The organism is Chitinophaga agri (genome assembly GCF_010093065.1).
GTDB lineage: Bacteria > Bacteroidota > Bacteroidia > Chitinophagales > Chitinophagaceae > Chitinophaga > Chitinophaga agri.
This window is the reverse complement of the sequence record NZ_CP048113.1, coordinates 2,646,542-2,668,220: the sequence shown is the minus strand read 5'-3', so window position 1 is coordinate 2,668,220 and position 21,679 is coordinate 2,646,542. Positions and strand designations below refer to the sequence as shown.

Annotated in this window: 19 protein-coding genes; 9 read left to right on the top strand and 10 right to left on the bottom strand. The window is 47.3% G+C overall.

Going from position 1 to position 21,679, the window contains the following annotated elements:
- Positions 1-40: 40 nt before the first annotated feature.
- The 4 genes from GWR21_RS10355 to pdxR all read right to left on the bottom strand — a co-directional run bounded on the left by GWR21_RS10355 (position 41) and on the right by pdxR (position 4,780).
- Positions 41-1,201: a DUF3095 domain-containing protein gene (locus GWR21_RS10355; protein WP_162331670.1), complete on the bottom strand. Its 1,161-nt coding sequence runs from the start codon at positions 1,199-1,201 to the stop codon at positions 41-43.
- A gap of 30 nt (positions 1,202-1,231) precedes the next feature.
- Positions 1,232-1,942 (bottom strand): hypothetical protein, encoded by a 711-nt coding sequence (locus GWR21_RS10350; RefSeq protein ID WP_162331669.1) that lies wholly within the window; start codon positions 1,940-1,942, stop codon positions 1,232-1,234.
- 432 nt (positions 1,943-2,374) lie between these two features.
- Positions 2,375-3,133 carry a hypothetical protein gene (locus GWR21_RS10345; RefSeq protein ID WP_162331668.1) on the bottom strand — a complete coding sequence of 253 codons (759 nt, stop codon included), beginning with the start codon at positions 3,131-3,133 and terminating at the stop codon, positions 2,375-2,377.
- A gap of 225 nt (positions 3,134-3,358) precedes the next feature.
- Positions 3,359-4,780 carry a MocR-like pyridoxine biosynthesis transcription factor PdxR gene (gene pdxR, locus GWR21_RS10340; RefSeq protein ID WP_162331667.1) on the bottom strand — a complete coding sequence of 474 codons (1,422 nt, stop codon included), beginning with the start codon at positions 4,778-4,780 and terminating at the stop codon, positions 3,359-3,361.
- Between the two features lie 100 nt (positions 4,781-4,880).
- On the opposite strand from pdxR, the gene GWR21_RS10335 reads away from it, so the two are divergent.
- From GWR21_RS10335 to GWR21_RS10325, 3 genes are read left to right on the top strand one after another with little or no spacing between them, the layout of a single operon-like run.
- On the top strand, positions 4,881-5,384 hold the full coding sequence (locus GWR21_RS10335; protein WP_162331666.1) for a cupin domain-containing protein: 504 nt from the start codon (positions 4,881-4,883) through the stop codon (positions 5,382-5,384).
- Positions 5,385-5,405: 21 nt separating this feature from the next.
- A complete protein-coding gene (locus GWR21_RS10330; protein ID WP_162331665.1) occupies positions 5,406-6,290 on the top strand; it encodes a dihydrodipicolinate synthase family protein in 885 nt (294 codons plus the stop codon).
- Between the two features lie 6 nt (positions 6,291-6,296).
- A complete protein-coding gene (locus GWR21_RS10325; protein WP_162331664.1) occupies positions 6,297-6,527 on the top strand; it encodes a thioredoxin domain-containing protein in 231 nt (76 codons plus the stop codon).
- Between the two features lie 102 nt (positions 6,528-6,629).
- Here GWR21_RS10325 and GWR21_RS10320 read toward each other — a convergent pair whose 3' ends face one another.
- Positions 6,630-7,169 carry a hypothetical protein gene (locus tag GWR21_RS10320; RefSeq protein WP_162331663.1) on the bottom strand — a complete coding sequence of 180 codons (540 nt, stop codon included), beginning with the start codon at positions 7,167-7,169 and terminating at the stop codon, positions 6,630-6,632.
- A gap of 610 nt (positions 7,170-7,779) precedes the next feature.
- Between GWR21_RS10320 and msrA the strand changes: the two genes are divergently transcribed.
- The 5 genes from msrA to GWR21_RS10300 all read left to right on the top strand — a co-directional run bounded on the left by msrA (position 7,780) and on the right by GWR21_RS10300 (position 10,763).
- Positions 7,780-8,481, top strand: a complete 702-nt coding sequence (gene msrA, locus GWR21_RS10315) for a peptide-methionine (S)-S-oxide reductase MsrA (RefSeq protein WP_162331662.1) — start codon at positions 7,780-7,782, stop codon at positions 8,479-8,481.
- A 22-nt stretch (positions 8,482-8,503) separates the two neighbouring features.
- Positions 8,504-9,016: a peptide-methionine (R)-S-oxide reductase MsrB gene (gene msrB, locus GWR21_RS10310; RefSeq protein WP_162331661.1), complete on the top strand. Its 513-nt coding sequence runs from the start codon at positions 8,504-8,506 to the stop codon at positions 9,014-9,016.
- A gap of 142 nt (positions 9,017-9,158) precedes the next feature.
- Complete coding sequence (locus GWR21_RS10305; protein ID WP_162331660.1) at positions 9,159-9,884, top strand: SDR family NAD(P)-dependent oxidoreductase; 726 nt, start codon at positions 9,159-9,161, stop codon at positions 9,882-9,884.
- Between the two features lie 117 nt (positions 9,885-10,001).
- Entirely contained in the window at positions 10,002-10,136 is a 135-nt protein-coding gene (locus GWR21_RS31685) for a hypothetical protein (RefSeq protein WP_262888489.1), read from the top strand.
- A gap of 87 nt (positions 10,137-10,223) precedes the next feature.
- The gene (locus GWR21_RS10300) at positions 10,224-10,763 is read left to right on the top strand and encodes a DinB family protein (protein WP_162331659.1); all 540 of its coding nucleotides are present in this window, start codon (positions 10,224-10,226) and stop codon (positions 10,761-10,763) included.
- Positions 10,764-10,821: 58 nt separating this feature from the next.
- Here the strand turns inward: GWR21_RS10300 and GWR21_RS10295 are convergent, their stop codons facing one another.
- Positions 10,822-12,741, bottom strand: a complete 1,920-nt coding sequence (locus GWR21_RS10295; protein WP_162331658.1) for a TonB-dependent receptor plug domain-containing protein — start codon at positions 12,739-12,741, stop codon at positions 10,822-10,824.
- A 101-nt stretch (positions 12,742-12,842) separates the two neighbouring features.
- Entirely contained in the window at positions 12,843-14,912 is a 2,070-nt protein-coding gene (locus tag GWR21_RS10290) for a CehA/McbA family metallohydrolase domain-containing protein (RefSeq protein ID WP_162331657.1), read from the bottom strand.
- 249 nt (positions 14,913-15,161) lie between these two features.
- Here GWR21_RS10290 and GWR21_RS10285 point away from each other — a divergent pair, with 249 nt between their 5' ends.
- Positions 15,162-18,140, top strand: a complete 2,979-nt coding sequence (locus GWR21_RS10285; protein ID WP_162331656.1) for a hypothetical protein — start codon at positions 15,162-15,164, stop codon at positions 18,138-18,140.
- 96 nt (positions 18,141-18,236) lie between these two features.
- Here GWR21_RS10285 and GWR21_RS10280 read toward each other — a convergent pair whose 3' ends face one another.
- The 3 genes from GWR21_RS10280 to GWR21_RS10270 form a co-directional block, all read right to left on the bottom strand.
- Positions 18,237-19,241, bottom strand: a complete 1,005-nt coding sequence (locus GWR21_RS10280; protein ID WP_162331655.1) for a helix-turn-helix domain-containing protein — start codon at positions 19,239-19,241, stop codon at positions 18,237-18,239.
- Positions 19,242-19,303: 62 nt separating this feature from the next.
- Positions 19,304-19,627 (bottom strand): hypothetical protein, encoded by a 324-nt coding sequence (locus GWR21_RS10275; RefSeq protein ID WP_162331654.1) that lies wholly within the window; start codon positions 19,625-19,627, stop codon positions 19,304-19,306.
- A gap of 308 nt (positions 19,628-19,935) precedes the next feature.
- Positions 19,936-21,672 carry a RagB/SusD family nutrient uptake outer membrane protein gene (locus GWR21_RS10270; protein ID WP_162331653.1) on the bottom strand — a complete coding sequence of 579 codons (1,737 nt, stop codon included), beginning with the start codon at positions 21,670-21,672 and terminating at the stop codon, positions 19,936-19,938.
- Between the last annotated feature and the right edge of the window lie 7 nt (positions 21,673-21,679).

Sequence of the window (21,679 nt, the reverse complement as noted above, 5' to 3'; positions counted from 1 at the left end):
GGCAGATGAACAGATAGTACGAATCAGGGAGGCAGACAAATCAGGAGGAGAAGTGGACAATTTTTAGCTTTAAAACACCGGCGGCATGGGTATAGCCTCCTTCGGCGCCGTCGACGAAATGGATATGTTCGTCTTTATAATCGCGTACATAGCAGGACATCACCGATTCCCTGCTCACATAAAAGGCATAATAGATCTCGCCTGCTGCTTCGAGTTTATTCAGCTCCAGTACCAGTTGCCGGCGTTGCACTTCCGTACCGGTGATCACGGTATTGATCTTTCCATCTATCACGAGTGTATCTGACATTTCAATGAGGCGTGTCAGATATGTCCGGCCGGGCCTGGTGCGGAAGTAAAGCTGCCCAAGTATGTTGGTGAGCCAGGTCTGCAACAGACGCAACATTCCTTTTCTGCCAAATTTGGCCCTTAGTTCCAGTCCCAGTTTAGCAAACGTACTTTTCAGCCGCAACTGTGTGATAGAGATCGGCTGCCTTTTATCAGGCGTGCCATAGATCCTATCTATATGTGTAATGACCTGCTGGAAAACCTTTGCCTGTTTTTCTGCTGCTGTAGCCACTACGATCAGCGATACGACTTCATAATGATGTTCCGGTGGTTTGATCTTGTCCCAGCGGCATTGCATTCCACTCAGGTCTATCTCTTCACCGGCGGATAAATCTCCGGACAACATATAGTCTTCGCCTTTGATCTGCCTTTCGGCGTAATGTAGTCCGTCACCCAGTATAACCGGGATGTGGAAGTTGCCGGAGCTGGTGAATTTGGTCACCCGTAAAGTATGCCCGGCAGCATATATTTCGCTCACCGGTACAGTACCGATCCGCAGGTCCATAGCAAAGCTCTCCTGCGTATTGTTTTTATACAGCAGGAGCGCTTTGATAGCCGCCTCTTTGATAGCGGGGGGCACGATAAAGGTGGCTCCATCGCCACCAAAAAAGAAAGGAACGGTAATATTTGCTTTGAAGCTGATATTCAGCACGGCTACGATGCTACCTGTAGCCACCAGGTTGACAGTCTCGTGCAGGCCTTTTTGCACGACTGCTGTAGAGCCTTTGATGTCTGTAATGATCACATGCCAGTCTTCCGGTATGCGGTAAAAAAGATGCTCTTCCATCAGCAGTTCGCTCAACGGAATATGGTTTACCGGTAACCTGGTATAAAACTGATCATTGTTGACTGTCATAAGCTGCTGCTGCCCCTTTCTGTCTGAATATTATAAGTGTAACCGGAATTCCATGATCATGGCAGGGCCGGTCTTCCGGTCTTTTATCTGTGTGCCTGGTACCTTTTCACCACCATCTGTATACACGTTAGTGGTTTGTTGTATGGATGTTACAAAGAACTGGGCGCCGAAACTGGCTTTACCTGGTATTACCTCAAAAAACGGTCCGATACCTGCAAGTTCACAGAATGCATGTCCCTTGATCTTGACATATTGCTCTTCAGCACCTGCCGGAGAGACCATGGACTTGATACCCATCGGGCCCCAGGTGGCGCCAATGATCGGTTGGAGGAAGATGGACCTGGATACAGGGATCATATACTGAACGATAGGCCCCATCAGTACATTGAGGCCTCTGTTGTATACCCCTGCGCTTTTTTTGCTGGCAATACTGAGTGCTCCGGTCACACTCAGGCCGACAGACAATTTGTCTATTACATGATAACCAGCTTTTGCGGAAAGCTGTGCAGCCGTACCAATGTATTGTCCCATCGGTGTAACGGAACCCGTGATTCCCAGTCCGCCGCCTACCCACCAGGAACCTTTATTGATCTTTAACGTGTACGGAATACGCTTTTTCATACTTTGTGCAGGATCAACGTTCTGTGCCAGACTTACAGTAATGGTACTCAGCCAGCATACGGCGGTAATAAATAAGAGGGATAACCCTTTTGCAGGGAATCGTTTGCGCGTGTTTTTCATCGGAATTGATTCGAGGTTGAAAATAGTATTGAGATAAACGCCAGACTTCCCCGTATACAGCGGAAATAAAGCCGGCAAAAGCCGTTGTTTATAATTATGTCATAATCTGTGCTTCAGATATATTGAATATTGCTAATCAGCAGGTGCTTGTCTACGAAGGAAAAATGCGAAAGAACCTTTCACATGATAAACTCATTCTTGGTTGATTATTGATGACGGCCCGGGGCTTGAATAATTAATCTGACTTTACGTGTCTGCTTTACTGTAAGCAAATGTAAATAACTTCTTTGGAAAAGTTATTCGGATTATTCACATGTTGAAAAAGTGATATAAGCATGAAAAAGGGGGCATTGCAGTAAGAAATGCCCCCGAAGGAAAATACCGTAATGAATTAGCTGCTGTTTGCCTGGCAAATGCCTGGTGTGATTATGTCTATCTGATAACGGTGAGTGGCTGCGTAGACAGTACTTTACCATCTTTGGATATGGTCAGTACAGCAGGCGATCTGTCATCTGCGCCCAGCAGCGTAAATACACAGCTATAGAGGTAGCCATCATTCCTGAACTCATAATGATGATTACCACCGGTACCCTCATAGAATACCTCGCCATCTTCAATCACCAGGTCGGGCTTTTCACTCATTTTACTTTGCAGGCGCCAGGAGGAGTAACGGTAATTATTATGTCCCAGATCATCTATACGGATGCGGTGCGTTTTCGTTTCCAGCAGGTAAGTAGGTCTGTCGTATTTTTTTACCGTATTATAGAGTTGTTTTTTGTCATCTTTAACCAGTGCTTTCTGTTTTCTTTTTTCAATCGTTGACTGATAGTTCACAGCTATCAGCACGCCATCATCATCCAGCCATACTTTTCCCTGTTCCAGCATGATACCACGCCAGCCCATCGCTGTCCAGTCTTTTTCGGGCCGGGAAGACACGATCATTTTGGTCAATGACTCATCAAATATCTCATTATAGCGTGCGAGGAATTCCTCCTTGTTATTAACAGGCGGAATAGGGGCGTCGCGTTTCAATGGAAATTTAACGCTCGCAGCCAATGCTTCCTTATTTTGCTGTTTAACGTTGCTGATGAAATTAGCAATGACCTTCTGCTGTTCAGTGGTCATCTCCTGCGCTTGCGCGGTAAGGAATGTAGCGGCCAATACTAAGATGGCGATCAGTTTTCTTCTCATAGTTACTTTGATGGAGATTAGTTAGAATGGATGATTAGTTCGTATATGGGAGTTTGTTCATTGCAAGGTAATTCATTCTCTTATTCCGGACTTAGGAGATATTGTATTTCAGATATGAAACCCCGTGCATGATTATCAGTGAATAAAAGAAGGAACCCTGTGCCCAATAAATGCAATTCAGGTGCCGTATTTACAGCTCATGCCATGCCGGAACCGCCAACGCCCTTACAGGTGCTTTGCCAGTTCTGTAATGCCTTCTTCCAGCTGTTCTTCGGATAGTGCACCATAACTGAGCCGTATACCATTCACGGGTGTGTCAATGCTATAGTTATCAGGCGTAATGATCCTGATACCTTTGCTGAGCAGCTTGTCACTTACATGCTGCCAGTTGATGCTTTTTTTCGGTGTAAGCCAGAACGCCAGTCCTCCTTCGGGTATGCTATAATCAGCCCTGTGTTGCAGGTGCTTTTCCAGCAGATCCGCCGTCACATCTCGTTTGGCTTTATAGTGAAGGGTCGCTTTTCTGATATGTCGCTTGATCGTGCCGTCTTTGATCAGTTGTAATACGGCCTGCTCCATGATATTATCGCCCTGTACGTCAATGATCTTCCTGAGTGCGCCGACCTTTTCAATAAACGGCTCACTATTGCCGACCAGGTAGCCGATGCGTAATGCGGGAGCCACTACCTTACTCATGGTACCGATATAAATATAACTTTTCAGTTCCCGGAAGCTGGATAGCGGAAGCGTAGGCCGGTAGCCAAAACAGAATTCATTATCATAATCATCTTCCATAATGGTAAATCCGTAGTCATTGGACAGCTGGATGAGCTGTAAGCGCCTTTGCAGACTTAACGTCACCGTGGTAGGGTACTGTCTGTGCGGAGTGGTATAGAGCGCTTTTATCTTCTTTCGTGACTGCAGATGGGCCATCACATCTGCTATTACCAGCCCTTCTTCATCTACCCGGACAGGTAACAGCTTTGCCCCGGCATCAGCCGCTGCTTTCCAGGCGGGTTTATAGCCGGGATCTTCTACCATGACATGATCCCCTTTTTCAATCATACAACGGAATGCGAGGTACATCGCCATCTGGCTGCCCCGTGTAATACAGATGGCATTGTCAGTAATGCCCAGTCCGCGTTGGTGATTCAGCATATGTACGATCGCTTTCCTGAACTCCGGGTCACCATATTCATCCGCGTATCCCATCAGCTGCCACCGGGCTTTCCGGTTGAACAGTTGCCGGTAGGCCCTGGCCAGTGCGGCCACCGGCGCGATCTTACTATCCGGATGACCATCGTCGAACTGGATATGGTACCGTTGTCCCTTAGTGGTTTCCGGTAATACTGGTGTGGATGAAGATCGTCGGGCGCCTGACAGGGACGGTAGTGTTTCTGACACGAAAATACCTTTCCGCTCTTTAGATACCACCCATTCTTCATTGATCAGCACATTCAGCGCTTCTACCACTGTATTCCTGTTGATGTGCAGGAGCTGCGCCATGTTCCTGCTGCCTGGCAGGGCGTCGCCCGCTTTCAGGCGACCGGAATGGATATCCCTGATGATGGCATCCGCGATCTGGAGGTATATCGCCTTATCCGACTGGGGGGCCAATTGTATCTCGAGTTGCCAAGGTCTTAACATCTGGACTAGCTGTTTTTGTAAAAACTGTATCAGTTTGCTGGTCCAAAGCTACACTACTTTTGTCATGCAATCAGAAAACATCAACATAAAAATATAAACTATGTCTAAAACAACAGCCACACCAGCAGCTCCTGATCAGTCAGCAAAGGAGGAAAAACAGGCATTCAGTTCAAAGGATTTTCACCGTACGTATGCCAGGCCAACATTCGTAAAGCCGTCTCACCTGATACACAAAAATGTTGAGCGTGCAGGTGAGCACGATCAGTTTTCTACGGAAAGAAAACATCCGGTGTTCTTTGTCGATCTGCCGAGCAGGAATGTGAGTATGACCATCGGGGGACTGTTACCCGGTCAGCAGACCAACCGTCACCGTCATACCTATGAAACCGTCCTGTATGTCATTGAAGGGAAAGGCTGGACAGAGATCGAAGACGAGCGTGTGGAATGGGAGGCAGGAGATGCGGTGTACATTCCTTCCTGGGCCTGGCACAGGCATCAGAATCTCAGCGATGCATTACCCGCAAAATACATTGCCTGTGAGAATGCTCCGCAGTTGCAGAACCTGGGAGTGGCATTGCGGGAAGAAGAAGGAAGGGATCTGTAAACCACTTAAATGTAAAAATGCATGGATCATGTTTTATTGAAAGGCGTCATAGCCTATGCGATCACGCCGTTTGACCGCCAGGAGAAGGTAGATATTCCGTTGTTTCAGCAGCTGGTGGAAAGGCTGGTAGTATCAGGCGCGCATGCCATTGCTCCGCTGGGGAGTACAGGTGTATTACCTTATCTCACGGATGAAGAGAAGGAAGCAGTGACGGAAGCGACCATCAGACAGGTAGCAGGCCGGGTGCCAACATTGGTGGGCGTTTCCAATCTTACGACAGAGAGAACTATTTACCATGCCCGGTTTGCAGAGAAAGCAGGTGCTTCGGCAGTGATGATCATCCCAATGAGTTACTGGAAACTGACCGACGATGAAGTCGTGGCACATTATGACGCGGTAGCGTCCCGTATTTCGATTCCGGTGATGGCGTATAATAATCCGGCGACAGGAGGGGTGGACATGTCTCCTGCGCTCTTAAAACGCCTGCTGGAGATACCGAATGTAACCATGATCAAGGAGAGCACCGGGGATGTGCAACGTATGCACTACCTGAGAAGAGAACTGGGAGAAGAGGTGGCTTTCTATAACGGTTCCAATCCACTGGCGCTATCTGCCTTTGCAGCAGGTGCTACAGGTTGGTGTACCGCTGCGCCGAACCTGATACCTGAGCTGAATACGGCCTTATTTGACGCAATTCAGCAAAATGACTACAGTACTGCCAGGGAGCTGTTCTATCAGCAGGTGGACCTGTTAAAGTTCATCGTCAATACGGGATTACCCAGGGCGATTAAAGCAGGGCTGGAACTATATGGCGTGGAAGCAGGCGAATTGAGAAGTCCGCTGAAGCCGCTCACAGAAAATGAGAACACGATCTTAAACACTATTATATCAAACATTAAAAATTAAGATAACATGGAAAAAGCAGTTTTTTATCATGCAGGTTGCCCGGTTTGTGTAAGCGCAGAACAGGATATTCTTCACCTGATCCCTGCCGCGCAGGTAGAGGTAGTACATCTCGGATCAGAGAAGAGCAAGGTAAAGGATGCGGATGCAGCAGGTGTAAAGTCGGTACCTGCGCTCGTATTGCCCAACGGTAATGTACTGCACATCAATTTTGGTGCATCCATAGAAGACCTGAAGTAGCCTTTATCTATATCGTACGACAGGGCGTTCCGTCACAAACGGGCGCTCTGTTCTTCTGACTTGTTGCTGATGTAATGCCGGGAAGTGTGCGGACGCTTCTTTTTAGCTGATGGGTAGTTCTTTTACGGTTTGTTTCCCTGGCAGGTCTGCTGCTACTATCACGATCTTTCCGCCTGGCGGCAATGTGGTTGCCTGATAGTACCAGTCTATGCCATTCCTTCCTAAAACCGCAGGTCCGCTTTCAGTGATCACACCATCGGTATCTACTACCTGGACCTTCACTTCGGCAACCCGGAAGTCGTCTTTTGCTGTCACAACAACAGCCGTATCTTCCAGGCGAATTTGCTGCACTTCGGGAGAGCGGTATGCATCTTTCACGGCCATGTTATAGGCATTCTGTCCTGGCCCTGCCAGTGACGCATAATAGGCCTTTATCGCAGGGTCATTCATCATGTCTCTGGCCAGGTCCGCTGCTATGCGCATTTTATGCCTCGCTTCCAGCTGTTTTTGCGTTGGTTTTTTATTGGACGGGCGGCGTTTTTTCGCCATAATGATCTGTCCATTCCGTTCGTAGATGGTGACTTGTCTGCCTATTGTGCCCCGGACGAGCTGCAGCAGGATATTGTCTTTAACAATGGCCATAATAGTTGCTTTTGAGGTTGTTTATACTAAGGTACTACCTGTCTCCTAGTATTTGTCTGGTATTCATATAAATTGAGTACTAGTACGTTATTTAAAGGTCACTTATATATCCTTGAGATATTGAAGTGACCTTTAGATGATATATTGATGATGGGAGAGATTGAATATCTGATTACTAACAGGTGCTAAAAAAGCAGGGGGTATATCAAATGCTATTGATACACCACCTGCGGTAATGAGCAGCGTATGTTATTCCAATAAGTCACTTTTAACGCGCGTGCTTCTCCAGCAGGTTGGGTAGGTTTTTCATTCACTATAAAAATTTCATCCCACGGGAAAATTTTACATCAGAAAGTGTAAATCTGTCATGGCCAGTGTTCTTACTACAGGGTATTTTTGTCCTGATTGGATTTTAATTTAACGCTGTTAGACAAAAAGTTATGGTCTTGTTAAATTTGATCTAAAAGACGTTTTTCTCAGCACGGCCGATTTAATTTCTCGTATTTATTAGAGAGACACTACATAATGAACGTCCGGGAATGTCCACCGGGCATATAGATAGGAACAAGGGTGATGGACACATTTTTTCAGGCAGTAGAAAATTAAAAAGATGAAAACATTTATTGGACGACAAATGATCAAACAGGCAGGTAGTTATTTATTCCTGATGCTCTTAGCACCGTTCTGGGCATGTGGGCAGTCACATACCGACATCAGCAAAAGCAATACATTCAAAGAAATGGAAAAGGCCGGTGCGGCAAAGGCAGCTACCAGTAAAAGTGACACGGCAACGTTTGCTGCCGGTTGTTTCTGGTGTGTGGAGGAACAGTTTAAACAGTTAAAGGGTGTGACCAGCGTGACCTCTGGTTATACCGGTGGCACCGTGCCTAATCCGAGTTACAAACAGGTGTGTACAGGACTGACGGGGCACGCGGAAGCCTGCAACATCATCTACGATCCTTCAAAAATTTCCTACGATGAACTGCTGGCTGCTTTTTTCGTATCGCATAATCCCACCACGCTGAACAGGCAGGGGAATGATGAGGGTACACAATACCGGTCTGCTATATTTTACCACAACGCTGAGCAGCACAAACTGGCTGACTACTACATTAAACGGCTGAATGAAGAAAAGGCTTACCCCGATGAGATTGTAACTGAGGTAACGCCGTACACGAAGTTCTACAACGCCGAAGATTATCATCAGAACTATTATGAATCGAATGCGAGTGTGCCGTACTGCCAGTTTGTGGTAAAACCGAAGAGAGATAAGTTCAGAGAGGTTTTTAAAGGAAAACTGAAACAGGAATGATGTTTGATAAAATCCATATACAATGAAAGCAGGTTTTGTAATTATGTTTTTTGCCCTGCTGCTAACGGCTTGTCAGGGTAATGCACAAAAGAAGAAAGATATGAACAAGGAAAGCAATCCATACTACTCGCGTACTGATACGACGCACCTGAATGTAAGCAATGCGGAATGGAAGAAGATCCTGCCGGCCGATCTGTACAATGTATCCCGTGAACAGGGTACAGAGCGCGCTTTTACCGGTCAGTACTGGGACAGCGACACCAAAGGCACTTATTACTGCGCTGTGTGTGGTAATAAGCTGTTCCGTTCAGATGCAAAGTTTGCAAGCAGCTGCGGCTGGCCCAGCTTCTTTGAGCCGGTACGTGAAAACAGTGTGATCTACAAGGACGATAATTCATATGGTATGCATCGTGTGGAGGTCGAATGTGCGAGATGTAATTCTCACCTGGGGCATATCTTTGATGATGGTCCGGCGCCTACGCATAAACGGTTTTGTATGAATTCCGTGTCGCTGGATTTTGAACCGGGACTGTGATGAGATTGATAAGTTAGTTTGGCCGGCATGAAAGTGCCGGCTTTTTTTATTGATAAGAAGATAAAAACAGGCTTACCACCCAATTCAGGCATTTGCTTAAAAGTAGTGTGGCAGATTGATCAGGAGTGCTTATATTAGTCTTATGCAGAGAAAAACAGTACTCATCCTTGGCGCTAACTCCGATGTAGCAAAGGCAGCCCTGCTTCGCTACGCAGATAAAGGCTTCCGCATGATAGCCGCTTCCCGCAGTACCGATGAACTACAATCGTTTGTTAGCCAGCACCAGCGCCTGAAAGAGCTGGTCACCATTTTATATTTTGATGCGGCAAACTTCGATAGTCATGCTGCTTTCTATCAACAATTACCAGAGAAGCCTCATATTGTTGTGTATGCGGCCGGTTATCTCAAAAACAATGAAGACGCGCTGCTCGACTTTCCCGGTAGTTTCCGGATGATGCAGGTACATTATGCAGGCGCCGTCTCTATACTGAATATCATTGCGATGGATAAAGAGAATGTCCGCCTGGAAAGGATAGTCGGACTCTCTTCTTTGTCCGGTGTGCGCGGAAGGAAGAGCAATTTTATTTATGGTAGTACGAAGTCTGCTTTCACACAATACCTGGCAGGGCTGAGGCAGTATCTGTTTAAGCGGAGGATCACGGTGAATGTGATCGTAGCTGGTTATATCCGCAGTAAGATGACCGCAGGACTTGCGCTGCCTGAGTCGCTGATGCTGGAGCCGGATTTCATTGCAAGGGCAGTGGTAGAAGCGGGCAATGGGTTTATTATAGTACCCGGATTTAAATGGAAGATGATCTATACGATACTGAAATGGATGCCTGAACAATTAGTGGCTAAGTTGCCCTGACGGTATGAGGTGATCACCCCGATTTTCAACATGAGCATGGCCCCTTTGGCGGAATGATATGTCCGGTTGAACGGATCACTTGTTCCATTGTTATTTTCATACACGTAACTTTCTCTCATGAAACACAGAACAGAAATTTGGAAGATAGCTGTAGCCATCGTGCTGCTCGCGGCATTTGTAACAGCGATAGTATTAGAATTTACGCCGGCAGGACAACAGGCCGCGGACACCTGTATATTCGGCGCACCATAAGTCGCATCTGGTATGTATACCTGGCAGTGCGATGATGAGATAAGCTTATATTTGCTGAAACTTTAACCCCTGAAAAATTATTAGCTTATGCACAGATTGCTGCTGCTGGTCGGCTTATGCTGCTTTCAGCAAACTATCGCCCAGGTCAGGGAGACCAGGCCGCCCGCTACCCTGAAATCTATCTTACTGGCACAGTTTAAAACCACCTGGACCCAACAGGAATGGTTCGTTCCTGTTGCTAAAGGTATAGAAGGAATTACCGCCAGACAGGCCTCCTGGAGGCCGGCCGATTCGGTTCACTCCGTCGGCGAACTGACCCACCACCTGGTCTTCTGGAATAAACGCTTACTTGATCAGTTTAATGGAAAAAAGGAGAGCGCTTTCGATGGTAACAATAATGAAACCTTTGATGCTTTTACCGAAGCATCCTGGGCCAGTACGGTGCAGCAGCTGAAGGAAGTCATGGATGGCTGGGAAAAGGCGATCCAGGAGGCCGATGAAGCAAAGCTGCAATCCTGGTACGGGAATATTGCGAACATGAATACGCATAATGCCTATCATACCGGACAGATACTGTATATCCGTAAACAGGCGCATAACTGGGACGCGGAGAAAGGCGTGAAGTAATCAAAAAAGCGTCATCCGGGTCGTTCCGGATGACGCTTTTTTGCTGGCAATGTATTATCTATAAGGTCAGTCGTACGCCACCCATCACCCAGCGACCGGGCATCTGTGCACCGGTAAGGTCTGCATATGATTTATCGAATACGTTATCCACTTCAGCAGATACGCTCAGTTTGTTTTTGATGAGGAATACATCTGCTTTCACATTTGCTATGAAGTATTCTTTAGTAACAGCACCTTTGATATTGGCGGCAGACTGCGGATCTCTCACTTTATACAGCCCATTCACATTGATCGCAAAAAGCTGATTGCGGTACTGTAACATACCATTCAGCAGGAAGCGTGCATGTGAGGAAATATAGAAGGACGATTGTCCTTCCCGGATATCGGAATACAGCCAGGTGGCGCCACCGGTAGCAGAGAACGTATGTTTAGCATGATAGGTCTTTGACCACTGAATATCAGCTTCCAGACCACTGGTGACCATCTTTGAAATGTTGGTGGCCAGGGAATAGGTACCGGTAGGGGAGAGATTGCCTTTGTAGGGCATATTGGCGTAAGGCGTCGTGGTCCAGTCGATCAGGTCATTATACCTGCGCTGGAACAGGGTAGATGATACACGCAGGTGTTTACCAAAGTAGTCGGCACCTGCTTCGTAACTGAAGGAGCCTTCTGCTTTCAGATCAGGGTTACCGATCTTACCGCTGGTAACCAGTGGCTTATTATTATTGTTGTAACGCTCGGTGAAGTCCGCGTTACGGATAGTCTTACCCGCGCTTCCTCTCACCTGGAACCTGCCTGTCCGGTAACTGGCGTTTAACTGAGGAACGAGTTCGGAACCACTGCCTTCATCCCAGTCGAGGCGTATCGCCGGACTAAGCGTCAGCGCATTCCATAATGTCGCTGTCATGGAGGCAAAGCCAGCCGCCTGATTTACGGTATGGTTACCCCTGTCGTTAGAGACGATGTTTTTTTGCTGGAACTGACCGCCGGCTATCAGGCTGATATGATCACTGAATTGATGCTCATAGATAGCCAGTGACTGAAACAGTTTGCTACGGTTGTCATTGGCAACAGAAACAGGATTATACACGTAGTGGTCGTTCATATTCTTGTAACCAGCTGAAAGGCTGAAAGCATGCTTATCCTTACGATACTGTAAGTTTAACTGCTGCCACCAGGTAGAAAGCTGCTCACTCGCCGTGTCAGAGGCAAAAGTGGTGTAGAAGTTCTGTGCGGCGAACTTCCGGCTGTCATAGCTCAGGCGGTAAGACAGTTTCCAGTTGTCCGACAACCGGTAGCTGGCCGATCCGGAGACGGTGTGCAGGTGGAAATAACCATCAATGCCTCTTAACGGCTGACCATCCGCATTGTTGGTTTGTCCGCCGATGTTCACTGCCAGCCGGTCCGTGCTGTAATAAGCGTTGGCGTTGGCATTAAACAGGCCGTATGCACCACCGGTTACCCCCGCAGTGATCTTTTTGCCGGGCGTGCTGGCAGCATTATGTGCGAATGTTTTTGTGATAATGTGTATAACACCGCCTACGGCGTCGGAGCCATAGATAGCGGAAGAAGCGCCTTTCAGTACTTCGATATGATCTATTTCTGCCGGATTTACGGGTATATAGCTGCTGAAATGGCCTGTATTAGGGTCGTTGACGCGTACCCCATCCACGATGACCAGTACCTGCTGGAAGGTACCACCACGGATCACAATATCGCTACCCGCCCCCATAGGGCCCTTGGATTGTACTTCCACACCAGGTATATAGCGCAGTACCTCGTCGATGGAGTGTACCGGCATTCTCGCAATATCTTCACCCTTGATAACAAATAGATTTCGTCCCGTTTTGGAGCTAGCCACAGGATTGACAGTGGCGGTAACGGTTACCGGATCCAGTTCACTGATTTTTTCCTGAGCATGCAGTGCTAACGAGCATAAGATACTGGCAGCCAGGGGTAAGGTTGATTTCGAAAACATTGGTTCGTTTTGCTAATGACCGGCAAATGTACAGGAAAAAACAGCATTAAATACAGCGTATGCTTCCAGTACATTTTGCCGGTCATGATAGCTTCGGTTGCCTATAACAACCAGAACGTCTGACTGAAGGCCCCGTTTACAGCCACGTCCCAGGCTTCTACACGCACCCATTTCCGGCCAGCCAGTTTGCTGGTGAACCGGAAACTTTTCTCTCCGAAAGCTTCTGTATCTGTCAGGGCGATCTTCTCCCGGTATACCTTTTCGCCATCTCCGGAAATGATCTCGACAAAATTCATGGGGAAGGTCCAGCGGAGCTTCAGGTCAATCGTGGCCAGTCCGCCGGCAGGCAGTTGCAGGCTGTCGCCCGACACATGTCCGTTGATCTGCAGGGAAGGCATCAGGACTTCCCCGGTGCTGCCGAAGAAACGTCCGTGCTGCATGGTATTCAGCACAGGCAGCCAGCTGTCTTTGTAGGCGGGCAGCTGGTCCAGCATCAGGTAGTTGACGTTCATGTGCGCATACATTTCGTTGTGCGGCGTGATGGTGAAGAGGTCAGCTTCACACATGACCGTCTTTTTAACACCCCAGTTGTTCATATCATCCATGAGATCGAGTACACGTTTGCCCAGGCGAGGCTGGGAGAGATCAGCCGGCATCGCCTTCCAGGCGGCACCCATAAAGCGGTCGGACTGGAAGAAGGCTGCATGATTATAAATATCAGGCGTATTCACAGAACCCTTGGTACGCGGATGTGCCGTCCAGGCCAGTCCCTGTTCATCTTTCAGTAGCTGTAACATCTCTTCCTTATTGCCTACATGATATACTTTACCGTAACCAGGCTTGTCTTCCACATAAGGTTGTTCCGCTTTGCGGGACATCACCCAGTATACCGGTTTTGGGAAGAAATTCAGCCAGTGACCGCCGAAGAACTCATTGGGTTCCTCTCCGGGTAGTAACAGGAATGATCTATCGGATTGCTTTTCACACAGGTCAAACAGTGCTTTCAGCTGTGGCAGGCGTTTGTCATCTGGTCCACGGGGATCAGCTGTATAATGGAACTCCGCCAGGTGTACAATGTCGACACCCATGTCTTTGAAGACCTGGACAAATTCCGGATGTTCCGGCACCCGTTTGCCAGCCATGATGACGTTCATCACGAACTCATTATGGAAGTGACTGGACATGGTTTTAAAGCCGGGTAACTGCACATACCGGTCATTGTGCGTAAAGGCTTTCACAGCAGTGAAAGGAGCGGTATCCTGCTCCTGGCTGAGGAGGCAGAAGAAGTTAAGGCGTTGCTGTGTGCCGGGAGGCGCGTTGAACCAGGGTACGAAGCGCTTGTCACCCTGTAGTTCCTGCCGTATGCCGATGCCATAGCCATTGACCATGTGGCGGTATTGATTGCCATACCAGGTGAAGTCCAGGTTGAAAGCTTCATCCAGCGGATAAAAATACTGGTGTGGGGGAGGGAAGACCGTCATGGCGCCCTGTTTGCCCGCGGCGGTAATAGCCCTGTATTTCACCGCCAGGTGACGGGCAGTATCACTGGTGGTAACAGCAGCCTGTTGAAGACTATCCCTGGTATTCATCCAGGATATCTGTTGCCAGTCAGGTGTTTTGCTCATCATCCCGGCATCAAAGACAATGGCCTTCGCCTGTGCCTCTGTACTGATCACCGCAGCGACATTGAATAACGGGCTTCCGTTATAAAACGTCACTTCCAGGTTACCGGAGAACTTTCCGGCCGAAACAGGGCCTATACGCGCGATTGTGCGGCTACCTTCCGTCCTTACAGAGACAGCAGTCTTTTTGATCGTCAGCGGATAGCTGTTATAGGGCCTGTCAGGCACTTTATCAAAGAAGATGTTCCAGCCATTCTGTGAGAGCAGATCTCTTTTGCCTACCGTTAGTACAAATGCGGGATCTATACCAGCAGAGATCTGTTGCCCGCCGAGCGACAGGGTTTTAAAAAGCGGCTGGGCAGGAGTGAGATCAAGTACGACCTTTCCTTTTGTTGCATTGCCTGCGGGCCAGGTGATCAGTAATGACTGGCCCTGTTGCGTAACTACAGCACCGTTCGCTTTATGATAGTCTTTCAGGTCGACCTTTACCTGTGCTACGGCGAAAAGGGCCATGAATAGTGGAAGAATGGGTAATAAGAGTACCTTCATGCGTGGATGATTCGTGGGTTTAGTTGCTCAAGATAGGGCATCACAGATGGAAGTGCAAGGATTCATTTGTGTATTCAGCGCCAACTTTTCATGCTGTTAACAGTTGCTAAGCATGGTGGTTCATATGCTTTATATACCTGCCCATGTTTGTGCCAATATGAGGTGAGTGATCAAAACAGTCGCATTTGTCTGAAATATTGTAAATTTCGCTGGAAGAAAACGATCCCTTCATAACAACTACCTTATCTGATGCCATCCAATGATTCCCAGCAAAAGCAGCAGCCATCCGTTAGCCGTGCTGCCACCGGTAGTGATCATTCAGCCGCCGTTTCCAGACCCGCCGTTAGCGCTGTTCAGCCAAAGCCGGTACTACATGCATCGCGCGAGACGCAGGCAGCTGTTTTGCCTGAGCAAAGTGAGCCGGTGGAAAGGTTTGTATTACAACGTGTATCGCAATCGCCCGGGAATGCTAATGACACTGCCCTGCCACCTTTTCAGCTTGCCCGGCAGCCGGTAACAAATAATGTGTTACTACAGTTGCGTTATGCAGAAGGAAGGTTGGTAACCCAAAGGAAGGAAGGCGTTGGCCCGTTGAAAAGTAATGTTTTTCAACTGGTCACAAAAAAGAACAAGGCTTTTAACAATGCTACCGGGGAGAAGAAAGGAGGGAAGGAAGAGAAACCCAAAAAGAAAAAGAAGGAACCGGAAAAGGAGGAGTATAAACAGGTCGATGGAACTAACTACAATGAAAAACTGCAGGAGAGCATAGAAAAGCAGTTCCCTATTGCCTTTATTGTCAATACTATACTTCCATACACAGAGGCTGACAGTATAGAAGCGTTTATAACGAATGTCATTAATGGTAAGGATATGGAGGAGATGGTCAAAAGCGGACGTATCGGGATAGTGATAGGGTTGAACGCACATAAAAAGAATGCGAAACAGCTAACGGAGGCGATGGAAGCCGTGCAGGAAATCATTAATAAATTCAATATTCCTATTGCAGTCGTATCGTCCACATTCGGCACAAAAAAATTCCCGTATGGTACGATGCGGAATAATGTGCTGCATAGTGCGGAAACCCATTTGTTACTGCAGACATTCATCAGGAATAATTATCACCCTTACGTATCAATACAGGATGCAGATACAGCACCCAGGACAGTGCCTTCAGGAGAACATATCTTTAAGTATATCGAGAAGACACTGGCGTTTACGGATGAAGATGTTGATATGGCAGGAAGCGACGAAGTGATAGAGACAGGGGAGAAGATGGAGGAGGATTATATGCCACTATTCAGCGACAATACAGAAGATGAGAACAAGGTAGAGATGCAGTCATTGCCGCCGCTTCGTCCGCTGATGATCACCGGTGGATACCGGCCAACGGAGACGTTAATGGAGGATACCAAATCCAGGGTGGAGAAGAGAATAGGTCAGCTTGAAAAACAGATTAAGGCACTCAATCAACGAGGAAGAGAACTGGTCGACGAACGGGAGAAGAAAAAAAAGGAATTACAGGAAGAGACAGAAAAGAGGGAACAGCAGCAGACATCAGGCGGGAAAATACCAGAGAAAAAGATCAGTGGAAAGACACCACCTCAAAAGGTCGTGAAGAAGGGCAATGAAGGAAAGACACCATCCAGGACACCATCCAAGGTACCTGTCCGGAGAACAGTCCCTAAAAAGGGAGAGAAAGAGAAGGATGAAGTTAAAAAAGCGCCTGAAAGATCTCCCGAAGAGAAGCGTATATTAAAGGAGTTACGGGAAGTGAGAAAAGAAATAAAGGAGGTAGTCATGGAGAGGGAAAAGCTTGAAAAAGAACTGGCAGGAAACAAGAACGGTTTAAAGAAGTTAAATGATGAAAAGAAAGCAACTAAATTCCGGTTGGAATTTGAGAAGAATATTAAAGAAGACATGCGGATGAGAACTGGTTTATCAAGAGTGCATCCGTTATTACCGTACGCCCCCGAACCTAATTTATTCCTTGACGGTTTTTCAGTATTGCTGAATAAGGACCTGCCGAAGGAATACCAGCCGTCTCAGGCAATAAGTGACAAAAGAAAAGATGTGCTCATGTTTGGGAAAGATGGTGCAGAGTACACGGATCTGGGCAGGAGATTACCTTCCTTTGGTGCTTTTGAGTTGGATAATTATTATGGAAAGAGACATGAAGAAGCAGAAGAAAATATTAAGATAGATAATATTGAGCCTTTTATTGGCCTGAAGGAAGATAAAGAAGACAGTATCCCTGAAATGAATCAACGCCCACCTATATTTGGGCATAAGCTGCTGGACGAAAGTAAAGAAGACGTCATATCGCGGTTAAATATGGATACGCAGAATAACCGTCATCCGCTAAGGGGAATATCTTATCTCACAGACTTCGAAGGCGCCAGTATTCAGACAGACCTTTCACGTATAGCATATACCTCGTTAATAAGTGGGAAAGTGCCGCAAAGCCATGGACAGCTCACATCGGTAGTAGACAGGCTTGTTCAGGATAAAAGCGCTAAAAAGGGACTGAAGTTATCAGATTTTCAGGGTGAGTATGATGGTTTCAGCGTCAAGAGGAAGAAAAAGGCGTTTAGTGAGGTGTTCAATCCATCGTTGGTTAAGCCCAATAAGAAGCGCAAGCTGGATGTAAGTAAACTGGGTAATAGTGATACCAATAAAATGAGTTTTGCATTATCAACGCCCTTCCCCTCTACCTCTTCTTTTAGTAGTATTAAAATGGGGATACAAAGTAATCAGCAGCAGTTTTCATTTTCTTTGACGGCATTGAGCAAACAGACAGAGCTACGCAGGTATATGGAATTGCTGCAAATACTCAACAATGACAGGGGCACTCCATTAGATGGAGATTGCCTGTATAATGCCATTGTACAGGCTCAGACGGGTAAGTTAGATCCCGAGGCTGCACAGCAGATCAGAAATACTACAGTAGACTGGATGCTTGATGAGCGGAATTTAGAAAACGTTGCCACCTACGCGTATGAAAACGGCGTTGATATCTTTGATCTCATTCGTGTGATCAGGACCAAAGGTGCCTGGACAGGCAATGCCGGCGACCTGGCGCCCAGATTAGTGGCGGCGGCCCTTGGCATTAACCTGCGTATATATGTAAATGGAAATCCCACCATGATAAGACCGTTGTCAGGAAGTGGGAAAGGTAGGGTATCACTGGACCTGGAGGATAATCACTATTCCGTCCATCATAAGAAATAATATCGTGGAAGCGGACTATTCGTGTATATGCTGATAACAAAAACCAGTGAACAGTCAGATGGACCGTTCACTGGTGTAAACGTTTATCTGCTACTATTACGCTGCATTGGATGCCGAGCCCTTTCTGTAATCGCTGGGGCGCATGCCTGTCCATTGTTTAAACAGGGTCGAAAAATATGACGGCTCGTTATAGCCCAATGTGAAAGCTATTTCGGCGATTGTCATTTTGGGGCAACTGGACAAAAAGTACTCCGCCTTCCGTTGTAATTCCCGTCTGATATATTCTTTAATCCCTATTCCCATCTTTGCTTCAAATAACTGGTTAAGGCGTCCACGACTCATGAACATAAAGCTTTTACTCATTGTGTTGATCCTAAGATTTGCGCCTATATTGCTATCAATATGGTCTTTGAGTCTTTTAAACGGATCAGGTATGCCACTTTGCACGTCTTTCGTGAGTAGTGCCTCAAAATAGTGGAACAGGAGGTTGCGCACCTGTAAATCCAGCCACACGTTAAACTTCTTGGTATGCTGGTCATGGTTGAAGATCGTTTGCAGCACATCACACACGTCGAGTAAAAGGTCAAATTCCGGCAACGTGGTGCCTTCGTCAGACTGTTTACATTTTCTGTCATAGATCTCATGGAATTCCTGATTGTCTTTGATAAAACTGTCCAGGAATGCTGTTGAAAAAGATACATAGACGGCCTCATATTCCCCTACGGGAAATTTTGCTGTATTCGCTCCGTTTGCAGGGATAAAATACATTCTGTGCTCCTGTTCTTTCAATGTAACAGATCCTTTTCCTGCCAGTGTGGCTGCTACAACGCCACGTAAGGTCGCATACCAGCATGATATGGGCGTTGTGGTGAATGGAATGATGTCAATGGATTGTGTCAGGTTAGCACGCAGACGGCAGATGATAAAGGAGTCATTCGCTATTATTTCCATGCGGAAATAACCAAAATCACCTTCGATGATCTTCACTACACTACCTTTAATGCAGCCTTCCATACCATTTTCTATAGTTCTGACACTCTTGATAAGATGTTGCTGATGAGGAGCAAGAGTGAACTCCATCAGTCCAGGCTTTCTGTGCATGATCAAACATTTGGGTTCTGAAATGTCGAGTTGCACTTTCAATGGTTTGGTAACATGGGTGATTAAGGAATTTTTATAACAGGCTCCAGTCGCGGAACTGACCGTGGATTCAGTATCACTTTCCATACGGTGTATACGATTCCCAATGCGTCCGTAAAGAGTGCTGCTCCTGCCAGTGTAACTGTTAGGGCAGGAAAATCACTGTGATTAAATAAGATCCCTCCCGAAATGATGACAATGGAGGATAAAATACTGATGGCAGCGTAGCCTGTAGCCATTTTAAACATGAACCATCGCTGAACGTAGGATTCGTTCTGATTAAATGCTTCTCTGGCCTGACGCAATGCCTCGATGTCCCGTGCGGAACTGATCTGTGAGTTTAACATAATGGTGGTTTGTGATTAAGACGCAAAATTGGGGGATGGCGAAGACAACCATTTATAATTTTGTAACAAATAAATTCAGCGGCTTATTTTTTTTGTACGATTGTCTTAATGAGGGTAGGGGTGTCAATTTAAGAAGTCATTTTCAACTTTGCATCTGATGTTCTGCTTTTTACATTTACGATATGCCTGAAAGTACAGGTCATACCCTTCCGGGTGGTGTCTATTAATAAGAAAAGCCGGAGTAAACGCTCCGGCTCTTCTTATTATATAGGGCAGTCCCCGCCTCCAGGTCAGGGACCACCGTCTTTTTAATATCCGGGGTTCTGTTTGAACTGCGGATTCGCACCCATAATATCGCGGCCAATGGGGAAGATCGCTGTATGGTCATCTGCATCGGGCTTTTTGTCCCACCAGGTACCCGTGTTGAACACCCCCCATCTGATCAGGTCTGTACGGCGACGGTTCTCACCCAGGAACTCACGGCCCCATTCATCCAGCATCTCCTGGTCATTCAGCTGACTGCCATCTGCTTTATACAGGCTTGGTGAGCCAGCAGGGTAGTTACGTGTACGCACGGCATTCAGTAACGTGGCGGCGCCTGCTTTATCACCCGCTCTGTATTTACATTCTGCCAGTGTATAGTAGATCTCGGATAAACGGATCTCTGCATAGGCAGATGTCAGCCTGTTTGGATCAGGCGTTGGGTACAGCGGATATTTCAGGAAGAACACACCGGAGTTATGGTCAGCATGATTCATGTTGGATTCCTTATCAGTTACCGGCTGACCAGGCTTTGCATCCAGGAACCAGCCCACCTGATCACGGATAAACAAAGGATAAGACCCTTTATTACCACGAACGGTATCCGTAACCGGGTTACCATTCACTGTGCGTTGGAACGGCAGGTATCCGTACAGGAACATACCTTCGCGTTTACTGCCACCCAGGTTCTTATATAGTTTCAGCCGGTAGTCATCAGGATAGCGCTGGAACTTCACAAATGGTTTACCCAGTTGATGGGTGTATTCAACACTATCTACGTTTCTGCCCGGCTGGAGTGCGAAGCGTGGGTTAGACTGTCCGAAGTCAGTAAAGCCGCAGTACAGCGGGGCGGCGTCATAGGTCATTGCCCAGAAGTACATGCCTCCGTCATACTGCCAGTGTGTGCGCGACAAACTGGAAGGGAAGCCGTATATCAACTCTGAATTCAGCGTTGTATTAGTATAGTCAAATGGGGCATCCCAGCGGGTATCGAGCTGATAGCTACCATATTTCCCATCGATGATGTCCTGGCATATCGCCGCACAATCACTGAAACGTTCTTTTTTAACATAGACTTCAGCATTCAGGTACAGGCGTGCCAGTATAGCGGCAGCACCGGCCTGTGTCCACCGGCCGATACCTTTCTCACCCAGCGTCGCCCGCTGCGGCAGGTCGGGTAATGCAGCTTTCAGCTCCGATTCGATGTAATCGAATGTTTCTTCGGGAGTCGATTGCGTGTGACCTGTCGTGGTGTTCTTCACATCCTTCACGATCTCAATGTTCCGGTAAAAGTCAAATGCTCTCAGATAGAACCACGCTCTCAGTGTCCTGAGTTCTGCCTTGAAATCTGCCAGTTCCGCCGGCGTGATGTTCAGCCTACCCGGATCTGTGATGGCTTCCATGTCCTGCAGGGAGTTGGTCGCCAGTACGATGCCCTGGTAGAAGGCTGTCCAGGCGCCGTTGGTAAAGCCATCCTGTGTGGTCCAGGTATGGTAGTGCATACGCGCATAATAACCTCCGTCCTGCCAGTCACCCTGCCGGTTGTAAGTGCCTATCTCATCTGTTGAGTTTTCTCCAACCGCATACAGGTCATTCCCCTGGATACTCCAGTAGGCATGTTCAAACGGACGTAGAAAGTCCCTGATCACGTCATCCCTTCTGGTGAGGAACTGGCCCTGGTCCACTCTGTCATACACCGTTTCGTCCAGTTTTGTACAGCCGCCCAGCAGTAAGCCGGTCACCAGTGCGGCGTTTGTGATATATCTTTTATAATTGAATTTCATCTCAGTT